The sequence below is a fragment of the Neobacillus rhizosphaerae genome, assembly GCF_937468385.1.
GTDB classification, from domain to species: Bacteria; Bacillota; Bacilli; order Bacillales; family Cytobacillaceae; genus Neobacillus; species Neobacillus rhizosphaerae.
In genome coordinates this window covers 46,725-66,340 of the sequence record NZ_CALBWS010000024.1, presented here as the reverse complement: position 1 = coordinate 66,340, position 19,616 = coordinate 46,725, and the positions used below count along the sequence as shown (strand labels likewise).

The 19,616-nt window shown below is 37.5% G+C and carries 23 protein-coding genes and 1 pseudogene; 19 read left to right on the top strand and 5 right to left on the bottom strand.

Annotated features, from left to right (window positions below; all coding sequences use genetic code 11):
* Nucleotides 1-118: 118 nt before the first annotated feature.
* Nucleotides 119-445, bottom strand: a complete 327-nt coding sequence (locus M5A78_RS16980; RefSeq protein ID WP_248736466.1) for a MerR family transcriptional regulator — start codon at nucleotides 443-445, stop codon at nucleotides 119-121.
* Nucleotides 446-800: 355 nt separating this feature from the next.
* Between M5A78_RS16980 and M5A78_RS16975 the strand changes: the two genes are divergently transcribed.
* From M5A78_RS16975 to M5A78_RS16965, 3 genes are all read left to right on the top strand, one after another.
* Nucleotides 801-1,607 (top strand): basic amino acid ABC transporter substrate-binding protein, encoded by an 807-nt coding sequence (locus tag M5A78_RS16975; protein ID WP_248736465.1) that lies wholly within the window; start codon nucleotides 801-803, stop codon nucleotides 1,605-1,607.
* Nucleotides 1,608-1,812: 205 nt separating this feature from the next.
* Nucleotides 1,813-2,469 (top strand): amino acid ABC transporter permease, encoded by a 657-nt coding sequence (locus tag M5A78_RS16970; RefSeq protein ID WP_248736464.1) that lies wholly within the window; start codon nucleotides 1,813-1,815, stop codon nucleotides 2,467-2,469.
* A complete protein-coding gene (locus tag M5A78_RS16965; protein WP_248736463.1) occupies nucleotides 2,466-3,188 on the top strand; it encodes an amino acid ABC transporter ATP-binding protein in 723 nt (240 codons plus the stop codon). Before M5A78_RS16970 ends, M5A78_RS16965 begins: the two co-directional genes overlap by 4 nt.
* Nucleotides 3,189-3,482: 294 nt before the next feature.
* On the opposite strand, the gene M5A78_RS16960 is transcribed toward M5A78_RS16965, so the two are convergent.
* Both M5A78_RS16960 and M5A78_RS16955 read right to left on the bottom strand, forming a co-directional pair.
* Nucleotides 3,483-3,743 (bottom strand): zinc ribbon domain-containing protein, encoded by a 261-nt coding sequence (locus M5A78_RS16960; protein WP_248736462.1) that lies wholly within the window; start codon nucleotides 3,741-3,743, stop codon nucleotides 3,483-3,485.
* A 14-nt stretch (nucleotides 3,744-3,757) separates the two neighbouring features.
* Nucleotides 3,758-4,267, bottom strand: coding sequence for a hypothetical protein (locus M5A78_RS16955; RefSeq protein WP_248736461.1), 510 nt, complete (start codon nucleotides 4,265-4,267; stop codon nucleotides 3,758-3,760).
* 381 nt (nucleotides 4,268-4,648) lie between these two features.
* Between M5A78_RS16955 and M5A78_RS16950 the strand changes: the two genes are divergently transcribed.
* On the top strand, nucleotides 4,649-7,405 hold the full coding sequence (locus M5A78_RS16950; RefSeq protein WP_248736460.1) for a dynamin family protein: 2,757 nt from the start codon (nucleotides 4,649-4,651) through the stop codon (nucleotides 7,403-7,405).
* A 226-nt stretch (nucleotides 7,406-7,631) separates the two neighbouring features.
* On the opposite strand, the gene M5A78_RS16945 is transcribed toward M5A78_RS16950, so the two are convergent.
* The gene (locus M5A78_RS16945; RefSeq protein ID WP_248736459.1) at nucleotides 7,632-7,736 is read right to left on the bottom strand and encodes a YjcZ family sporulation protein; all 105 of its coding nucleotides are present in this window, start codon (nucleotides 7,734-7,736) and stop codon (nucleotides 7,632-7,634) included.
* A 126-nt stretch (nucleotides 7,737-7,862) separates the two neighbouring features.
* On the opposite strand from M5A78_RS16945, the gene M5A78_RS16940 reads away from it, so the two are divergent.
* From M5A78_RS16940 to M5A78_RS16925, 4 genes are all read left to right on the top strand, one after another.
* Nucleotides 7,863-8,384, top strand: a complete 522-nt coding sequence (locus M5A78_RS16940) for a GNAT family N-acetyltransferase (protein ID WP_248736490.1) — start codon at nucleotides 7,863-7,865, stop codon at nucleotides 8,382-8,384.
* A gap of 265 nt (nucleotides 8,385-8,649) precedes the next feature.
* Nucleotides 8,650-9,018 (top strand): VOC family protein, encoded by a 369-nt coding sequence (locus M5A78_RS16935; RefSeq protein WP_248736458.1) that lies wholly within the window; start codon nucleotides 8,650-8,652, stop codon nucleotides 9,016-9,018.
* A 111-nt stretch (nucleotides 9,019-9,129) separates the two neighbouring features.
* The gene (locus tag M5A78_RS16930; RefSeq protein WP_248736457.1) at nucleotides 9,130-9,822 is read left to right on the top strand and encodes an aspartate/glutamate racemase family protein; all 693 of its coding nucleotides are present in this window, start codon (nucleotides 9,130-9,132) and stop codon (nucleotides 9,820-9,822) included.
* Nucleotides 9,823-9,845: 23 nt separating this feature from the next.
* The gene (locus M5A78_RS16925) at nucleotides 9,846-10,076 is read left to right on the top strand and encodes a DUF1572 family protein (RefSeq protein WP_319942310.1); all 231 of its coding nucleotides are present in this window, start codon (nucleotides 9,846-9,848) and stop codon (nucleotides 10,074-10,076) included.
* Nucleotides 10,077-10,082: 6 nt separating this feature from the next.
* Here M5A78_RS16925 and M5A78_RS16920 read toward each other — a convergent pair whose 3' ends face one another.
* The gene (locus tag M5A78_RS16920; RefSeq protein ID WP_248736456.1) at nucleotides 10,083-10,571 is read right to left on the bottom strand and encodes a DUF3995 domain-containing protein; all 489 of its coding nucleotides are present in this window, start codon (nucleotides 10,569-10,571) and stop codon (nucleotides 10,083-10,085) included.
* 274 nt (nucleotides 10,572-10,845) lie between these two features.
* Here M5A78_RS16920 and M5A78_RS16915 point away from each other — a divergent pair, with 274 nt between their 5' ends.
* The 11 genes and pseudogenes from M5A78_RS16915 (at nucleotide 10,846) to M5A78_RS16865 (ending at nucleotide 19,397) form a co-directional block, all read left to right on the top strand.
* Nucleotides 10,846-11,304: an NUDIX hydrolase gene (locus M5A78_RS16915; protein WP_248736455.1), complete on the top strand. Its 459-nt coding sequence runs from the start codon at nucleotides 10,846-10,848 to the stop codon at nucleotides 11,302-11,304.
* A gap of 104 nt (nucleotides 11,305-11,408) precedes the next feature.
* Entirely contained in the window at nucleotides 11,409-11,813 is a 405-nt protein-coding gene (locus tag M5A78_RS16910; protein ID WP_248736454.1) for an NUDIX hydrolase, read from the top strand.
* Nucleotides 11,814-11,902: 89 nt separating this feature from the next.
* Nucleotides 11,903-12,460: pseudogene (locus M5A78_RS16905) on the top strand (histidine phosphatase family protein).
* Nucleotides 12,461-12,569: 109 nt separating this feature from the next.
* Nucleotides 12,570-13,007: a hypothetical protein gene (locus M5A78_RS16900; RefSeq protein ID WP_248736453.1), complete on the top strand. Its 438-nt coding sequence runs from the start codon at nucleotides 12,570-12,572 to the stop codon at nucleotides 13,005-13,007.
* A gap of 113 nt (nucleotides 13,008-13,120) precedes the next feature.
* Nucleotides 13,121-13,864, top strand: a complete 744-nt coding sequence (locus M5A78_RS16895; RefSeq protein WP_248736452.1) for a DUF2750 domain-containing protein — start codon at nucleotides 13,121-13,123, stop codon at nucleotides 13,862-13,864.
* A gap of 17 nt (nucleotides 13,865-13,881) precedes the next feature.
* Complete coding sequence (locus M5A78_RS16890) at nucleotides 13,882-14,169, top strand: hypothetical protein (RefSeq protein ID WP_248736451.1); 288 nt, start codon at nucleotides 13,882-13,884, stop codon at nucleotides 14,167-14,169.
* A gap of 130 nt (nucleotides 14,170-14,299) precedes the next feature.
* Nucleotides 14,300-15,529, top strand: a complete 1,230-nt coding sequence (locus M5A78_RS16885; protein ID WP_248736450.1) for an RtcB family protein — start codon at nucleotides 14,300-14,302, stop codon at nucleotides 15,527-15,529.
* A gap of 283 nt (nucleotides 15,530-15,812) precedes the next feature.
* Complete coding sequence (locus M5A78_RS16880; RefSeq protein ID WP_248736449.1) at nucleotides 15,813-16,517, top strand: response regulator transcription factor; 705 nt, start codon at nucleotides 15,813-15,815, stop codon at nucleotides 16,515-16,517.
* A gap of 2 nt (nucleotides 16,518-16,519) precedes the next feature.
* On the top strand, nucleotides 16,520-17,443 hold the full coding sequence (locus M5A78_RS16875; protein ID WP_248736448.1) for a sensor histidine kinase: 924 nt from the start codon (nucleotides 16,520-16,522) through the stop codon (nucleotides 17,441-17,443).
* A gap of 348 nt (nucleotides 17,444-17,791) precedes the next feature.
* Nucleotides 17,792-18,715 (top strand): ABC transporter ATP-binding protein, encoded by a 924-nt coding sequence (locus M5A78_RS16870; protein WP_248736447.1) that lies wholly within the window; start codon nucleotides 17,792-17,794, stop codon nucleotides 18,713-18,715.
* Nucleotides 18,708-19,397 (top strand): ABC transporter permease, encoded by a 690-nt coding sequence (locus M5A78_RS16865; RefSeq protein ID WP_248736446.1) that lies wholly within the window; start codon nucleotides 18,708-18,710, stop codon nucleotides 19,395-19,397. The genes M5A78_RS16870 and M5A78_RS16865 overlap by 8 nt, the downstream gene beginning before the upstream one ends.
* Nucleotides 19,398-19,616: the final 219 nt, after the last annotated feature.

Here is a 19,616-nt window from a genome sequence, read left to right as displayed (position 1 = left end):
TGTAAGATAATCTAACGTGGTTTTTATAGAGAAAAAAATTCCTCTGGCTTCTAGCTGGAATAGAGGTAAAGAAAAGCCTCATTCCTTATAAACGGAACGAGGCTGTTAAAAATACGTGTTAATTTTTTCGTAACCCAAACTGAGCGTTAAGCTGTCCTTGAATCATTTTTCTGCGCATTTCATCTTGGTTTTGTTTCTTTTGTTCACGAATCATTTCTTTTCTAATCTCATGTGTTTGAATGCCATCTTCAATTTTATTGGCGATTTTCATCAATAACTCTACATCAGAGAAGGAATATTTCCGGCTGCCTCCGGCGGTTCTTTCTGGGAAAATCAACTTCCGTTCTTCATAGTAGCGTATTTGTCTCTCCGATAGACCAGTCAGGTCCCTGACAACCCCAATTGTAATTACCTTCTTATCTTTATAAGACAAATCGTTACCCATGATTGACTCACCACTCACTCTTGTTTACTGTAGTATATTAAAAAAAATCCATATTACAACTATTTGTGTTAGATTTTCTGACACGAAATCGACGGATTACTGTGTAAAACCTAAAGAATCAAAGTGTGGAGAAAAACAAAAAGTATTCTGTGATGTCTTTATAGAAAGTAAGTAAAATAGCAAGAATGTTCTGGACAAGAGTAACGTATGATATATTAAGGTGTTTTAAGCAGTAAACTATAATTATTAATAGTAAAAAATTGAACGAAAATCCAAATTAAGGTATAATATTATCTATATTCAAAATATTTTTAATATTTTTAATTAATATAATAAAATATAATGGAGGTTAAAAATGAAGAAATTAAAAATGATTTCTCTAGTTTTATCAGCAGCATTTCTCTTTATTCTTTCTGCCTGTGGAACGAGTAAAACAAATGGCGACGGTGAAAAGAAAACTTTGAGGGTGGTAACAGATGCAGCCTATGCCCCCCTTGAATATCAGGACAAAGGGGAGATTGTTGGTTTTGACATTGATTTCATTAAGGCTGTAGCAAAGGAAGCTGGATATAAGATTAAGGTAGAGCACGTTGGCTGGGATCCAATTTTTGTTGAAATTAAAGGAAAAACTGCAGATGCAGCTATTTCTTCAATCACCATAGATTCTAAACGGCAACAAACCTATGATTTTTCCATTCCATACTTTTTATCTAAAAATGAAATTCTAGTTCCAAAAGGTAGCTCAATTAAAAGTACAAAAGATTTAGAGGGAAAAAAGATTGCCGTTCAAAATGGTACAACAGGCCAGGAAGTTGTTGAGAAACTGTTTGGTGAAAATAACGATAAACTAAAAAAGTTTGAAAATAACAATCTAGCTATTTTAGAATTGAAAAAAGGCGGAGTTGATGCTGTTGTTGCGGATAACACAGTTATCGAGACCTATGTGAAAAATAATCCGAATGACAATTTAGATTTCATCGAAGACGATGCAACCTTTAACAAAGAATTCTACGGAATTTTGTTACCTAAGGGTAGTAAGTTAAAGGCAGAACTTGACAAGGCCGTGAACAAAGTGTTGGACAATGGAACTTATGAAAAACTTTATGAGAAATGGTTTAAAACAAAGCCTGATATAAAAATTTTAAAAGATCAACAAAAGTAATAGAGAATAGAGGAAGCGCCTGTTTAGCGACGCTAAACCAGTTGTTGGGTGCTGCAGCTGGACGGTATTCAACGTTTAAAAGTTTTTTCTATATACACTTAAAATTGCGTAACTTCTATCCGTAGGCAGTTACGCAATTTTTGTTTAGCATGCAAAACTAGCATTTCATTAGCATAATTCAAGTAATAGGCAGGGGGATCGATAGATGGATTTTAGGTGGGATATTATTGCAGAATACGCACCGTTTTTTCTAAAGGGAACATTGTTAACGATTGGCCTGTCGGTCGCAAGTATTTTGATAGGTACAGTACTTGGGTTATTTATAGGGTTAGGAAAAATGATGAGAAATAAGCTGTATGCTCTTCCGTTTAAGTGGTATATCAATTTTTTTCGTGGCACTCCATTAATGGTGCAAATCTTATTGGTTCATTTCGCCGTCGTTCCATCATTTTTAGGTACGACCAATGCAATTTTCGCTGCGATTGTTGCCCTTTCCTTAAATTCAGCGGCCTATGTAGCGGAAATCTTTCGCGCCGGGATTCAATCGATTGATAGAGGGCAGATGGAGGCAGCACGCTCGTTGGGTATGACACATGGACAAGCTATGCGAAATGTTATTTTGCCCCAAGCTTTTAAGAGAATGATTCCACCGCTTGGCAATGAGTTTATCGTCTTAATTAAAGATTCCTCTCTCGCTGCGTTAATTGCCGCCCCGGAGCTGATGTACTGGGGCCGGGCGATGCAAGGTCAATATATGCGCCCGTGGGAGCCGTATCTGACAGCTGCGGTTATCTATCTTGTGTTAACCCTTTCGTTAAGCTTCCTGTTAAATCGTCTTGAAAGAAGGTTGGCAACAGAATGATTCAGGTGAAAAATTTGAAAAAGTCATTTGGAATCAATGAGGTTCTTAAGGATATCAATGTGACCGTCAAGCCCCAAGAGGTAGTTGTCGTCATTGGCCCTTCTGGTTCAGGGAAATCAACTTTTCTACGCTGCATAAATATGCTTGAAACGATTACGGGCGGCCATGTCTATGTTGAGGGGATCGATATAACAGACAAAAAAACAGATATTAATAAAGTACGGACTGAAGTGGGCATGGTGTTCCAGCAATTTAATCTATTTCCTCATAAAAAGGTGATTGAAAATATTATGCTCGCACCGATGAAGGTAAGAAAGGTTTCGGCAGAAGTGGCAAGAGCGAAAGGCTTGGAGCTTTTACGAAAAGTCGGTTTAGTGGATAAAGCTGAGGCTTTTCCAGATTCTCTATCCGGAGGGCAAAAGCAGCGGGTGGCGATTGCCAGGGCGCTGGCAATGGAGCCGAATATCATGCTGTTTGATGAACCAACCTCAGCCCTCGATCCAGAAATGGTCGGTGAGGTTTTGGAGGTTATGAAGCAGCTTGCCAAAGAGGGAATGACGATGGTGGTCGTAACCCATGAAATGGGCTTTGCCAAAGAAGTGGGCGACCGTGTTCTTTTTATGGACGGCGGTCTGATTGTCGAAGAAAATATCCCGAAGGAGTTATTTGATAACCCAAAAGAGGAACGGACAAAGGCGTTTTTGAGTAAGGTTTTATAAATCATAATTATCACTAAAAGGGGCTGAGAGCAGTCCCTTATTTTGGTATGATGAGGATGAACTTTGGGGGCCTGCGTCGACATACTCGGGCTTTTTCTAGTGTTAGTGCAAGTTCCGAAAAATGGAATCATTCGAAATAACGGAACAAGGACTTATTGGAAAATGGCAATGAGTAGACACGAAAAAACGGATGAGACCCATCCGTTTTTTAAAAAATTATTAGGGTATTGTTTGATGAAACAAGGGACATGTAACCTTTTGAATGCCCTAAAAAATAAAAAAGATGACGTTAGGTCATCTCTTCCATCTTTCCAGCTTCGGTATATTTCTCGTAAACATACCAGCGATAAATTTCGGCATCCCAAATTCAACGACCTTTTGTTTCACTCTTTCCTGCATTTCCTCCACTGTAATATGAGGCAGGGTGAATTCTCCATTCATGTAGCAGTGACTGCAATACTTCCTGCTTTTTGTGCCGTCTTTCTCGGTTCCTCCCCCAAGTTCGTCCTTTGCTAAAGGCATTCCGCAGCTTTGACAGTTTTTATAAATTGCCATTTTCCACACTCCAATCAATTTTCAAAATCAAATACTTCGACAATACGGTCTGCTTTTATCCTATTTTGACATAGTTTAAACACTTGTTCAAAAAATCCCTCTACTTCCGATGTTACTGCGGGGAGTTTGATTTGCACCGTTGTTGAGCCAAACATTTGCTTAAAATAAGCTTTCCGCTGATCGTTTTTCCCGTCTCGTTTAAAGGGTTTATACATCCAGACGATGTGTGGTACACCATCTATTTCTTGGACTTGTCGAAGTTCCGCAAACGTCGTTTTTTTATCATGGGCGTAAATCACTAGATAATAAATGTCATTGCGGTGCCAATCAATAAAAATAAAGTAATAGCCAGTTTCCGTTGCAGGCCGGGTCACCTCATAGGCTGCTAACGTTTTCTTTCCGTTTGTCCATTGGTGAAACTTCGGGAGAGTTCCTCCAACCGTTTCTAATTTCTTTATTTCGTAGGTGGATGGAGTTAATGTTTCCATGCAAGTGGATAAAAATAGTGCTTGTTCCTTTTCCAATTTCGATTTCTCCTTTAGGTCTTTGTCCGCTAATTAGAATTTATATCGATAGAATCTGAACGCATAGGTGCACTTTAGAAGGTTTCGTGAGTATAAGCTTCACAGTCGAAAAGCTGTGTTTTTCGACGAACTACGCCACTGGCAACGCTAATCGGGGAGTTTTTATTATCATTATAAACTTCAGAACCGAGGATAGATACTAGCTTCCTAACTAATATTTGACTCCAAATTGAAATATTATTGACATCCTATTAAAAAATCCCTTTGGTAGAATCGTAATAATTGGGACTTATATTCTACATAATCGTCGAATAGTATGAGGAATAATTATGCCTCTTTTCCATATGTATGACATAGAATGGTGCAATTGGAGGGAAAGAAATGACATTAGAGAAGCAATTAAAGCAGAAAACTTATTATGAAATGTTCATCAATGAACATGAAAATATTCATCCGATTCGGGTACTTGGTGTTGCTTTTCAGGAGGAAGCAGAAAAGGATTTGCCTGATTTATCTCATATTCGGTTTGCACAGGGTGAAGTCTATTTTCATTATAAAGATTTTGAAGCCGCCATTTTCAAATGGGAAAACATCATCAATGAGCTTGAGCCGTGGGCGAAGAAAAATACCGCCGATGCCTATTATGAGTTAGGGCTGCTATCGACCGCTGAGGACATTTATTGCGCAATTGAAACGGATAATTCTACCTTAAATACTGAAGTGGCGTTACAGTTATTATCGCTGTATATCGAACGCGGTAAGCTAGATTCGGCTGTCTCGGTTATTAAAAAGACGATTGTCGCAAACCCGGACTATCCTAACGTCACGGAAATCGCCCGTACTTTTTTTGAGGAGCAGCAGGATTGGAACAATGCCATTGAACTGGCTGTGAATGAAGTAAGGCGTACGGAATCGTTGGATTGGATTGATATCATCATTGCGTATGTGGAGAAGGGGGTAACGAATTCCTTTGATCCCAGTTATTTTACCGAGGCCTTAATCTTACTGTTTGGCCTCGACAAAGAAAAATTTGAACAGCTCGTTTCAGCACTTTGGAACAGCTACAAAAATGAGGAATCCTATTTATCGTGGTTAAGCGAAATCAACCATCTTTTATTAAACCTTGACTTGAATCGAAAAGACGATTGGCCTTGTCTTTCTAGGTTTCACAAGGAAACTTATTTTAGCTTAATTGATGGCAGATACTTTATAAAAAAAATACAGGAATTTATCCCTGACCTGTTAACAAATTGGCTGCGGTTAGCTGACAATAAAAATTTGGTGTTATCATCAGCTGCGGTTCTCTCCTGGAATGAACTTTTTCCGGCAAGCATCAGTGTGTCCGTCGTTAATGAGGCAGAAAATCTGATCAGCATAACTGAAACGGACATGGATGAACTGGAAGAGTGCCTGACACTCTTCGATTCCATCATGAACTGGGCGCAGGCACATGATATGGGTGAGAATAATCGGGTAAAATGGCTTGTCGAGCAGTTAATTGATTTCGATACTCAACATTTTTTCATTACTGGGTTAAGTGGCAGTGGGAAATCCGCTTTTGTTAATACCATTTTAGGCGAAGACTTGCAGGATAGTCCAACATCGTCAGTGGTTATGTTTAAAGACTCTGAGGGAGTAGAAATCACCGAAATTACCGACCGGGAGATTACGAATCTAGAAGGTTTTTCTGATTTTCAAGAACGGATGGATCGCCGCCGCAATGCGTTGGAGGCCATTATTGAATTCAGACGGCCGAGTGCTTTTTTGCAGGAAAATAGGGTAGCCTTCATAGATACACCAGGGCTAAAGGGATCCCCTCATTATGATCGATCTGAGGTATTGAAAAACCTTCATGTTGCTGACACCGTCCTGTTTGTGCTTGATGCTAATGCTTCGTTTACGGATAAGGAGCGTGTGGTTGTCGCACAAATCCAAGAATTAGCACCTGATATTCCCCTCCATTTTATCTTGAGCAAGATGGATACGATTGCAGACGAGCAGGAAGCAATCCGGATTTTTGATGAAACAAGGTCTACGATCCTGGCTTATCTGCCAGATTCCAAAGTTTTTGCGTTTTCTTCGCAATATGAGGGTAGTCCGCAGCTGAAGGATTTAAAAGAGTTTATCCAGTCGATTAAAAACACGAGAAACATTGAAGATAACCGTCTAGCTAAACTGTTGTTTTTTATCAGAACCACGATTGCCAGCCTTTTGCAAAAGCGGATGGATGTAGAGAATCAACTGGTAGAATCGCTGCGCTGGAATGAAGAAATGATGCTGAAGGTAACGGGAGCGGTCAATCAACTAAAGGATACCGAGGCGCAAAAAACAAAAGCGTTCATGAAGTCTTATCGTGCCTTTCAGGATGCGATTGTAATGGATATTTCGGAAACCGTTCCGAAAATGTTAAAGGAGTGTTCAGTCCTAATCAAGGAAGATAGCAATTTTAGCAAAATCCACTTAGAGCTAAATGATGAGATGAATAGAAGACTTCAAAATTACTTAGGGCAGCAGGTGATGCCGAAATATTACCGCCTGCTCCAGGAATGGATTGAACGTTGCAAAGCGGAGTTCGAGCATGGCCAGGAATTTTTGAATGAGATGGGTGAGAGTTTTAATCAGATGTACGGGGAAGAACGCCTCAAGCTTGAGTGTGATTTCAAGGTACTCGATGATTGGCGTCGCGATACGGACCGGATGACGAGCAGCTTTCAGTTGGATTCAATCAATATTCTCTTGCGCAGGACACCGTCACAATTTTTACTAAAAAGCGCAGGGAAACTGTTTGGTGCACTGCCACAAAACAAAGCAATGCTTTATAATAAGTATAAATCGTTTGTGGAAAATGAGGATTATGCCGAAGCGGCTAGGTTGGTCAGTCAGCAGTTTTTCCGGCCATTTGAACTGTTTGAAAAATCACTGGAGCGGGACGTCACCATGTTTTTCAAGAGCCCACTAACGATTTTAAATCGTTGTATTGAAGAAGCGCGGTCCGGGATTCAGACGAACGAAGAAATGCTGAATAACATGAATACCAATCCAGAAATGTTCCGCGATCCATTGACACTGTTTGAGGTGCGGCTGCGCCAGTTCGAATGGATGACCGTGGCTGGAAAAGGCATGCAAACCATCTATTAATAGATTTGAAAAAGGAGGATGTCCATGGGCATCTTTCTTTTTTTGTTTGGCTTTTTCTCTGGAAATATCCCACAGTATTATGGATGATTATGGTAATATTGTAGAGGAGGATTAGAATGAATCTTAGAGATAAATAGAAAAAAAGAAGCATGGTATGCACGCTTCAAAAGAAATTGAGGTATATTTTTTTTATTTTTGTTTGGGTTGTTGATTCATCCTAAATAGGTTAGTACCCACCTGTCATGAAAGATGTACCAACAATAATCAATAGGATGAAGAGAACAACAATTAAAACAAAACTGCTTGAACCTCCGTAACCACCACCATACATAAGTATCACCTCCTTATTATGAGGTACTACATTTTATGAAGATGCAACTCATGTCGAAAGGGACAAGCATGGAATTACCGCAAAATAATCAATTGCATAAATACCTTTAGGGAGGGCATTAAGTTGGTGAAAGAATATAAAAAAATTGCTTATGTATGGAAAGAACCGAAAGAAAAGGTCATTGTACCAGATCGATGCCATTTTAAAAAAGTGACACAGGATTTAGAAGACACCTTTAAAAAGGTCATAAACCGAGTAGTTGTAAATTCATTAGATAGAGAAGATAAAAAACACATTAAACCTGAAAGTATTTGTGAACTTGTAGATTTGTATTTTAATGTTGACGATGACCATTTTCAATACAACAAAGAATGGTGGGAGCTTGCTTATTATAATGACCAAATCGTGGGATTCATCCAGCCTGTTGTTTTTAAGGGAAGTGAGAAGAATGGATTAATGGAGGGGACAATTCATTATATTGGTGTAGTCCCTGAATTAAGAGGAAGAGGATTTATAAACGATTTACTCCTCAGAGCAACAAGAGTATTACAAGATAACGGAGTTTGGAGGATTTTTTCTGATACAGATGTTGAAAATATGCCGATGAGAGCTGCATTCGAGAAAGTTGGCTATGAAAAATGGAAATAGACTTAACTGGTACGGTAAGTCATTAGCAGGATGCTGGAGTATGACAAAGGATTATTCGAAGGGGAAATTATCCTCAGCCGAGTAATATAAGTCGAGGTAAATAAGAAAATCGTATTCGACTGGGGTCTGCCGAAGATTCGAATGCTCTTACTCTTTAGTATAATCGTAACCATGAACTCTTCCTATCATTGAGATAAAAAAAATCAATAAAAATTGGTATTATGTTTCTTGTACTTAGAAAGAATACTCAGTCTAAGGAGGAATAATGATGAAAAATGCTAGTCCCTATGTATTTATAGATAACTGCCAGAATGTAATGGAGTATTATCAAAGCATATTTGGCGGGGATATTACTAATATTCAGAACAGCGATGATGGCAAGTGTTTACATGCCGAACTCCATCTAGGTGACAGTATTATCCATTTTTCAGATACCTTCGGGAAAATTCAAGAAGGTGACAACGTTAGAATCACCTTAGAATGTGAGAGCGAAGAAGAAATTAGAAAAGTGTATGACGCTTTAATCAAGGAGGGAAAGATTACGGCTCCGTTGCAAGATACATTCTGGGGAGCGATTCATGCAAATGTTGTCGATAAGTTCGGAATTGGCTGGTTACTAAATTATCAGAAATAAAACAAAATGCAACCTCGAACAAAGATAGTAAAAAATCTTAGTATTCAAGATTAGATACAAGACTTATGTATAATTGGTCAAATATTCCCAAAAAGACTAGGGGGCATCTTTATGAAAACTATTGGACTAATAGGTGGAATGAGTTGGGAATCTTCAGTTGAATATTATCGAATCATTAACGAAGAAGTAAAGAGCAGATTGGGTGGCTTTCATTCGGCAAAATGCTTGTTATATAGCGTTGATTTCGCTGAGGTTGAACGTTATCAAGTAGAAGGAAAGTGGGAAAGGGCTGGTAAACTATTGGGTGAGGTTGCTTATTCCTTAGAAAAAGGAGGCGCGGATTTTATTGTTATTTGTACAAATACGATGCATAAAGTTATTGAATATATAGAAGAAAGAATTAACATACCCATTTTACATATCGCTGACGCAACAGCAAATCAAATAAAAAAATCAAAGATTCGGAGGGTTGGACTATTAGGTACAAAATATACTATGGAGCAAGACTTTTATAAATCACGCTTAGAGTCAAATGAGATCATGGTTTTAGTGCCAGATCTTCCTGATCGAGAGATAGTAAATATGGTGATTTATCAGGAGTTATGTTTAGGAGATATTCAGCAATCATCAAGAGGAAATTACAAAGGAATTATCAAGCGATTGGTTGATGCTGGAGCGGAAGCAATCATACTCGGTTGTACAGAAATTGGATTATTAATAAAACAAGAAGATACAGAAGTTCCGTTATTTGATACAACAGTCATACATGCCATTGAAGCAGTTAAAATGGCATTAGAAAGATAATAAATGGATGTTTTAAGTAGTCCATTTTTCTTGAACTTCTTCAGCTATCTGTAAGGAAAAATTACTTTGGTGAGATTAGGCAACTACCTATTAGTGTACTTCAAGCAATTCAAACGGAATTAGCGCATATTAGCTATCATTTAGGACAAATTTTATTTTTAGGGAAACAAATAAAAGATAAAGATTGGAATATTTTGAGCATACCTAAGAATGGTTCAAAGGAATTTAATCAAATGAGTTCAAATAAAAAATAAAAATAATTAACTAAACGGGTGTGATTCTACAACAGGTGAAGACACTTTTTTTACAGAGAAAAAATAAAATATTCCACCAAGCATCCAGTAAGGTTCCCAAAAAAACAATCTCCGAGAGGCAGCGTAATGATCGATTTTAAAGTCTAAAATGCCGAGAATGCTTAAAGATATGGTGATGATATTGAGCAATCCATAAATAAATAGGAAGAGACCCAGAGTCTTTGTAGTGAAATAAAGTAACTTTCTTATTCGAGAATGTCTCCAACTAGCCAATAGCAGCATGAGGATTACAATGCCAAGCAATTTTATAAATCCAGTAATCCAAACAATTACAATGAATGATGGATCTGGGTTCAATGCCATTTCATAAATCTCTCCACCTAATGATCTCACGCCAAGCATGCCACCCATTGCCCAGTAGAAACTCATGCAGGCAAATATAATTGTCCAGGTAACTCCTAAATACAAAAAATATTTATTGGTTTTGGTTTCCATGCAGAAGGCCTCCAGTTTAATAAATATGACTACCCTATGTTTAATTAATTTTTCTAAAAGGATTAATGATTTAATTAGAATGTATTATTGGTTTACTTTACCATTATACAGTTATTGCACACTGAGCATTACTCTGAATTCTTTCTTCAACCGGGCAAGTTTTTTCAAAAGTAAGGATTTTTTCTAAAAGGGAGCAGGTTGAACAAGGAAATTAGGTATTATGAATAGGAAAAGGGAGTAATGAAATTAAAAATATATAACTGGAGATAAGAAAATGACTCAAAATAGCATTGTTTTAGTTGTTAGTGTATCAATAATCAATGGCGACGAAGTTTTGATTATTAAAGAAAATAAACCATTTGCAATTAATAAGTGGAATTTTCCATCCGGACGTATTGAATATAAAGAAGACATACTCGAAGCCGCCTGTAGGGAAGTAAAAGAAGAAACAGGATTTGATGTGAAACTTACTGGTACAACTGGTGTATATAACTTTATCAGCAGTTCCAATGACCAAGTGATTTTATTTCATTTCACTGGTGAAATTACTGGAGGTTCATTGAAGATTGAAGAGGACGTAATTATAGACAGTAAATGGATAATGGTGTCTGAACTTATGAAGTTTGATAATAATGAACTTCGTGAGCCAAGCGTAATCAGGCAAATAGTAGATCGATTAGTAAATCAAAATATTTATTCAATATCTGTTTTTAATGAACAATTATGTAAATAATTTCGAAAATCGGAAAATTGAAAAGTGTAAATATTCTTGGTTATTGGTTTGAGTATTGAAAAGAATACATAAAGCATGTGAAGTAGAAATGGGGGTTATGGAAGATGACACCGAAGCATATTGTTTCAGCAGCAGCTATTGTGCTGAACAACCAGAATGAAATTTTATTAATCAAAGGGCCACGAAGAGGTTGGGAAATGCCTGGGGGGCAGGTTGAAGAAGGAGAATCATTGAAGGATGCTGCTATTAGGGAAACAAAAGAAGAATCTGGGATCGATATTGAAATTACGAAATTTTGCGGAGTTTTTCAGAATGTAAGTGGCTGCATATGTAACACATTATTTTTGGGAACGCCTGTCGGAGGAGAGCCAACAACAAGCACAGAAAGTCTCGAGGTAGGTTACTTTCCAATTAATGAAGCATTAGAAATGGTCACTTGGAAAAACTTCAGGCAACGAATTGAGTATTGTTTAACAGAAAAACTCCAGCCTTTTTATATTGAATTTTAAAGAGTCTAATAGAAATTACATCTTTCCTAGGTATGTAAAATTTTTTAATAAGTAAACTGTTTGTGGAATAAATAGGAAGGTAGAGAATAATGACAAATTTGTTCTTCGTACGCCATGCACATTCAACATATACCCCTGATGAAATTCGAAGACCTTTATCAGATCAAGGATTGGCTAATGCAGAAATAATTGCGCAAATACTCAAAAATGAAAATATTAATAGAGTCATTTCAAGTCCATACAAACGGGCTATTCAAACTGTCAAAGGTATCGCTGAATTCATGGGTAAAGATATTGAGATTGTGCATGATTTTAAAGAAAGGAAACTGTCCGATAAACCCCTTGAGGATTTCAAGTCAGCTGTTACAAAAGTATGAGAGGATGAATGCTTTTCTTGGGAAGGGGGAGAATCTAATATTCTTGCCCAAGCTAGGGGAGTTAAGGCGACAATGCATGTATTAAAAAAATATGAAGGTGAAAATATTGCCATAGGAATGCACGGTAATTTGATGGTTTTAATTATGAATCACTTTGATAAACAATTTGGTTATCGTTTCTGGCAAGAGCTAACTATGCCGGATATTTATAAATTAACTTTTCATAATACAAAGCTGGTAGAAGTTAATAGAATATGGAGAAATCACTAGCTGTTCTTGAGCAAGCGACCTAAGCATTAAAGGTGTACCTTTTCAACAAGTACAATCGCTTCTTGTGCTAATGTGAAAATTGATAGATTTATTGGGGGAGTAAGTAAAAATGAAATCGAGATTTATCGTTATATTATTGTTTGTTTTTTTACTAGGTGGGTACATTTCGGCTTCTAAAGATTCCAAAAATACTCCTGAAGATGCTTTGTACGATTTAAAAGAGGAAAACAGAAATGTACATTTTTATGGCTCAACTCAAGTGAACAAAAGTTTAGTCTTAATGGTGTTTAAAGGGTATATGAATGACAAAGATATTTGGGTCGCAGATATCCAAAATCAAAAAGGCCATTGGAAAGTCGAGAAAATAATTAAAATGGATCAATCCTTATATGAACTTAGTGAAACCCATTCGATTCATAAAGACGATGAGATAGGTTACGAACTGGGATACCTTAAAGGTGATTCAACCGATATAGAAAAAGAAGCGAATACAACAGTTATTCCTTTAGAAGATGAAAGTGATTGGAAAGTTTGGATTAAATATTAATAAATTATCATATTAAATGATTGTTATGAGATGTTCTTAAAGTAATACCTAATACCATTTTTATCTTAGTCGGTGTTATAAATAAACTTTTTAGGTTAGTTGGGTGAATATTGATGTATCCACGTTCGGGCTTGAGAATAAGAAGTGAAAAAGGCGTAAATGAAAATGTAAGGCAAGCATGTTTAGACTTTGCAGTTTGGCTGCGTTTGAATATGGATTTTCCAATAAGGGTTGTGGTGTACCTAAAAAAAGATTATCAAATAAAAACGATTGATACTAAAGAGTTGGTAAGTGCTACGTTTTTTGCCCCATTCGAAAAGAGTGTCGAACCTTATATTAGGGTGGCAACGGGAGACTTTGAAGAATTAGTTTCGGAAACAGGAGATGAGAATGCTATTTTTGCGATATTAAATAGTATGGCACACGAAATCACTCACTATCAACAATGGATTGAAGACCGAGAATTTGAAGAAGATGAAGCAGAAAACAATAGTACAAAAATAGTAGAAGATTATTATTATGGCGATTCTTTTTTTGAAGAGCTAGAAAAACAGCAAAAAGTATGGACTATTGAAAATGAACAAGGTGTTCCTACCGCTACAAATATGGATGGACAATCCTTACTGCCATTTTGGTCCTCGAAACCTGGGGCAGTGAAAATCATTGCTAGCGTGCAAGTTTATCGAGAGTATAAACCGATTGAAATACTTTTAGATGATTTTTTAAACTGGTTAAAAGAACTTGAGGATGATGGTATAATAATCGGTATAAATTGGCGTGGAAAACATATGATTGGACACGAAATGAAACCAAACGAGATAATCGATCAAATAAAAACGAGTAGTAAAGCCCTTTAAAAATCTGGAGGTGTTATATGCAGTTATTATTTTGGCCTTGTACGATTGCCTCACTCATTCTCTGCATTATTGCCCTGAGTATCAGGAAATCAAAACTTCTTGTTTTATCCTCAATTTTTATATTGCCAATGTCTCTTTATTTAGCGGCTACACCACGTTTCCTAGTATGGGGATTAATTTTTCCGCTACTTTATCTTGGTGCGACAAAATTCATAACAAAGAAAATGATTTGGGTTGGCGTTTTGCTAGTAATCCCCAACTTCTTATTAGTTGGGTGGCTGGGGTTTGTTGTTTTAAATCAGTAGTTTGTGGCCCATCCGCAAGTAAGGGCGGCCTGTTCGTATGTTGACACTTTTTGTCGCCCAAAAATACGTTGCCCAAATGTCCAGAAAATGGTAGCCTGTTGGTAATCTGCTTTTGAAGGAGGGAAAACAAGTGATAAAGATAACAGGGTTACAAACAGAAGCGAAGATATTTTCAAATTATCCACAGGAAACAGCGCTTGAGCAAATTCAAGAGCTATGTAATCAAGCATTTCTAAAGGATACAAAGATTAGTATTATGCCAGATTATCATGCTGGAAAAGGTTGCGTCATCGGAACGACGATCCAGTTAAAGGACACAGTAGTCCCGAATCTAGTTGGCGTTGACGTGGGCTGTGGTGTGTTAACCGTCAAGATTCAGGATAAAAAGGTTGATTTTAACGAGCTTGATAACATCATTCGTACGTATGTCCCGAGCGGACAAGAGCTTCATTCCGATGAGACGGTCGGGTTTATTAACACGAGTTTTCCAGCCATTCAAGAATTTAAAGCGGAGCATATTTTGAATGAAAATAGAAGCCTTTATAGCTTAGGAACACTTGGTGGAGGCAACCATTTTATAGAAATATCTGTTGATTCCGATGGCTATCACTATTTAACGATTCATACTGGCAGCCGTTATGTGGGGGCAAAGATTGCCACCTACTATCAAAAAGTAGCCATCTCAAAGCTTCGTCAACATGATTTAACGGAAATCATTGAAAAGCTAAAGGGTGAAGGACGGAATAAGGAAATTCAAACAGTCATTCAAAGCTACAAGGAAAAGAATCCAGTCATTCCGAATGATTTAGCCTATTTGGAAGGCGAGGACTTCCAGCATTATATCCATGATATGAAATTAGCGCAAAGCTTTGCGAAAGCGAACCGCGAAGAAATTGCCAGGTCGATTACCGATAATATGGGATTTGAAGAAATGGACCGGTTTGACACCGTCCATAACTATATTGATACAGACAACTTGATTTTACGAAAAGGGGCGGTTTCGGCGCAAAAAGGCGAGCGTCTGATTATCCCAATCAATATGCGTGACGGTTCAATTTTAGCAGTTGGTAAAGGGAATGAAGAGTGGAATTATTCAGCCCCGCATGGAGCAGGCCGTGTCTTGAGCCGGACAAAAGCGATGAAAACCTTAAACATGGAGGATTTCCACAACACCATGAAGGATGTATGGACGACGTCTGTTTCTGAAGAAACACTGGATGAAGCGCCAATGGCATACAAGTCGATGAATGAAATTTTAGAAAAAGTCGAAGAAACAGTCGAGATAGCAGGCTTTATCAAACCTGTTTATAACTTCAAAGCTAGTGAAAAGTTTAATCCTGGTAGATATAAAAAATCATAGTGTTAATCAAAGGGAGGCTGCTTGTCTCTCTTTTTCAGTGGAAAAGGGGCAGAGCGTTGCAAAACCGAATTAGTTTATCCAGTCTGAGTGAAAAAATACTTTAATATTTGGTGAAGCTTAGCTTTGATCACACCGCTTTTATTATGTTGGTGTACTCCTCATAAGTAACTAATTTCTAATTATTGAGTGGGGCGTTGAAACTCATGATCGTTTTTTAGAAAAAAAGGATTTTTCAGAGATAATATGGAAAATAACCATATAGTAATAACTGTTGGAGGATAAAATGAAACATAAAATCTTATTAGTAGAAGACGATGTAGCTATCAACGATATGGTCAAAGGCCAATTAACAAAGGAGGGTCTAGAAGTAGTACAGGCATTCGACGGGGAAGAAGCACTTGGAGTGTTTGCGAACGACGTGTTTGATTTAATTCTGCTTGACTTAATGCTGCCCAAGCTAGATGGTATGGAATTTTTAAAAATTATACGTGAAAAAAGTATGATTCCCATTTTGATCATGTCGGCAAAGGATGGGGACTTGGACAAAGCGCTAGGATTAGGGTTTGGAGCCGATGATTATATTCCTAAGCCCTTTTCAATGATTGAGCTGACAGCAAGGGTAAAAGCGGCAATCCGCAGAGCGACCCACTATTCCCGTATAGAGCAAAAGGAAGAGCAAGAGAAAAAGGTGCTGACGGCTGGAGAGCTGACTATCGACCTAGATAATTTCGCGTTACTAAAAAGCGGAAGAGAGATCAAGCTGACGGCAAAGGAGTTTCATATTTTAAAACTATTTATCTCACATCCAAGCCGTGTCTATACGAAGGCACAAATTTATAGTTTGGTATGGGAAGATGACTATTATGGGGATGAAAATGTAATCAATGTTCATATGAGAAGACTTCGGGAGAAAATTGAGGATGACCCGTCTAAACCGCGGTATATCAAAACATTATGGGGAATCGGCTACAAGCTTGGGGAGTTTTAACGATGGTCATTTTTTTACTGATTATCATCATTGGCTTAATGGGGTTAAACATTCTGCAATCTAGGTCGAGAAAACATCATAAAGAAAATATTAAATATATTCACGAGAAGCTAAAGCGGATTATTGATGAGAAAACCGATGAAAAACTCTTATTACATACTGATGATAATGACCTGAAAAGGATCTTAATTGAAATCAATCGCCTGCTTGAGCATAATCAAAAAATCATGGCGACCTACAATAAAACGGAAATTTCGATGCGAAAAATGCTCTCGAATATTTCACATGATCTTAAGACGCCTCTTACGGTTGTTCTTGGATATGTTGAAATCATGCTGAATGATCCAAATAACGGCAAAGAGGACCTCCATAAGATTCATGGAAAAACGATGGAGGTGTTGGACTTAATCAAGAAGTTTTTTGACCTGGCCAAGCTAGAGTCCGGGGATAAGGATATTCCATTAACAAGAGTGAATATGAATGAGGTATGCCGCAAAACTATTTTAGGATTTTACGAGGTATTAACGTCTAAGGGATTTGAAGTCACAATTGGCCTTCCTGAATATAATCTTTATGCCCTTGGAAATGAAGAGGAGCTTGGTAGAGTTTTAAATAATTTGATTTCCAATGCAATTCAATATGGCGGTGGTGGGAAGGTACTTGGTTTAGCACTTAGAAGTGATGAACATTCCATCTACGTAGATGTGTGGGATAAAGGTAAGGGAATTAGTGAGCTTCATCGAGATTTGGTTTTTGAAAGAATGTACACACTCGAGGATTCACGAAACAAATTATATCAAGGAAGCGGGCTTGGCCTAACGATTACAAAAAGGCTCGTTGAAAAAATGGACGGACAAATACTCCTTACCAGCAAGCCCTATGAAAAAACGACTTTTACTATTAAATTGAAGCGAATTACGTATTGAACTAAAAAAAGGGTGTCCCTTATTGCGAGAGGACACCCATTTTATGGATTAGGCAAATGCGGCAATAATGATGCCCATGATGGTAAGTGAGACAATATGATAGCCTGCACTTATGAAAAATAAAGTATACCTTCTGGATTCAACGAAGGTAGGAGATAACTCCCTCCCCTACTCCCCTTAAACTTTCTATGTATTTGGTGAATTATCCCATGACAAACCACTCACTTTTAGGGTTATTAAGGTAAAAAAACAAACTTCTTAAGGTTTTTGTAAGATTTGATTAATAAAAAAGAGAATTTTCCTGATTAGAATAAGAAGTAGTTAAAGAAGAAGGGGAGCTGAAAAGTTATGAGCTACATTATAAAAACAAATCAACTGACAAAATCCTATAAAGGTAAGGAAGTTGTTTCTCATGTCGATATGAAGGTCAAAAAAGGAGAGATTTACGGATTTCTTGGACCGAACGGAGCAGGGAAAACCACGATCATGAAGATGCTGACCAATCTTGTGAAGCCAACGAGCGGTGAAATTGAAATTTTTGGTGAAAAACTAACAAACACCTCTTATGAAGTGTTAAAGCGCATGGGCAGCATTATTGAATATCCTGTTTTCTATGACAGACTGACAGCAAGGGAAAATCTGGAGCTGCACTGTGAGTATATGGGCTATTATGACAAAAAGGCGATTGACACGGCGCTTGATTTAGTCAAATTGAAAAATATCGAAGATAAATCCGTAAAAGATTTTTCGCTAGGAATGAAGCAGCGCCTTGCTATTGCCCGTGCGATTATAACCAAGCCGGAGCTATTAATTCTGGATGAACCGATTAACGGTCTTGATCCAGTGGGGATTAAAGAACTGCGCGACCTCTTCCATATGCTCTCAAGTGAATATGGAATGACGATGTTGATTTCTTCGCATATTCTCGGTGAAATGGAGCAAATTGCCGATACAATTGGGGTCATTAGTGATGGGAAATTAATCAAAGAGGTGTCGATGGACGAAATTCGCGAGCAAAATACAGAGTATATTGAACTGACCGTGAATGATGTGAATAAGGCACTCTATGTACTTGAGGAAATTCTTCATCTAACCAACTTTAAAATGGTTGATGCCCTGCGCTTCAGAATCTATGATTCAGGAATATCTCAGTCAGAAATATCAAAGACGTTAATATTAAATGGAGTCCTGATTGAGGAAATCAATAAAAAGAATCATTCACTCGAAGAATATTTCTTAACATTAATCAATGGAGGTGGTATCAGTGCGTAAACTAATAAGTCTTGAAATAAAAAAGTTTAAATTATTTTCTTATTTGAAAAGTGTGGGCATTGCGGACTTAATCATAATGGGGTTACTTTGCGTGATTTATTTTGCTGAAAAAAGTGAAGGTACTTTCGCATATGGCAGTTATGAATCGGCATTTACAATGATTGGGAGTATCATCCGACCAACGTTTATCATCTTTGCTGCGGTCCTTATTTCTAGACTCATCATTGATGAATATAAAAGCAATTCGATCACCTTAATGTTCATGTATCCAATTAATCGTAAAAAAGTAATGATTTCGAAATTAACCATTGTCGCTTGCTTTACATTTTTAACGATTTTCTTATCAAATATCTTGCTTGGGAGTGTATTTTATTTAGTTGATTCCTATTTACACTTTGTACCGGAGGCGTTAACGGTCGAGGTATTAAAGGATAGTTTATTTAGCATGACGCTTGAGGCAGTCGCATCTGCAGGAATGGCGCTAATTCCACTCTATTTTGGAATGAGAAAAAAGTCAGTTCCGGCCACCATCGTTTCCGCTATCATTATGGTGTCGCTAACATCATCTTCAACAAATGGGGTTAATCTCTTTGCCTATATTGCCATACCGATATCCCTTGCCGCTATTGGTAGCTTAATTGCTTATTATTCCTTTAGAAATATTGAGAAGGTAGATGTCTAACTAATTGGAAGAAAAGGGCTGTCCATTATATGGAGCAGCCCTTTTCTTTAATTAGGTATAAAAAATTTAATGCTTAAAACATCGCAACTTTTTTTATAAAAAGTACATCTTTTTTGTTGCACTGTCCGAATATGACCGGGATTCAGACAGGCTTTCACTTTTGGATCCTCGACCTGTCCGAATAGGACCGGGATTCAGATAGGATTTCACTTTTGTGCC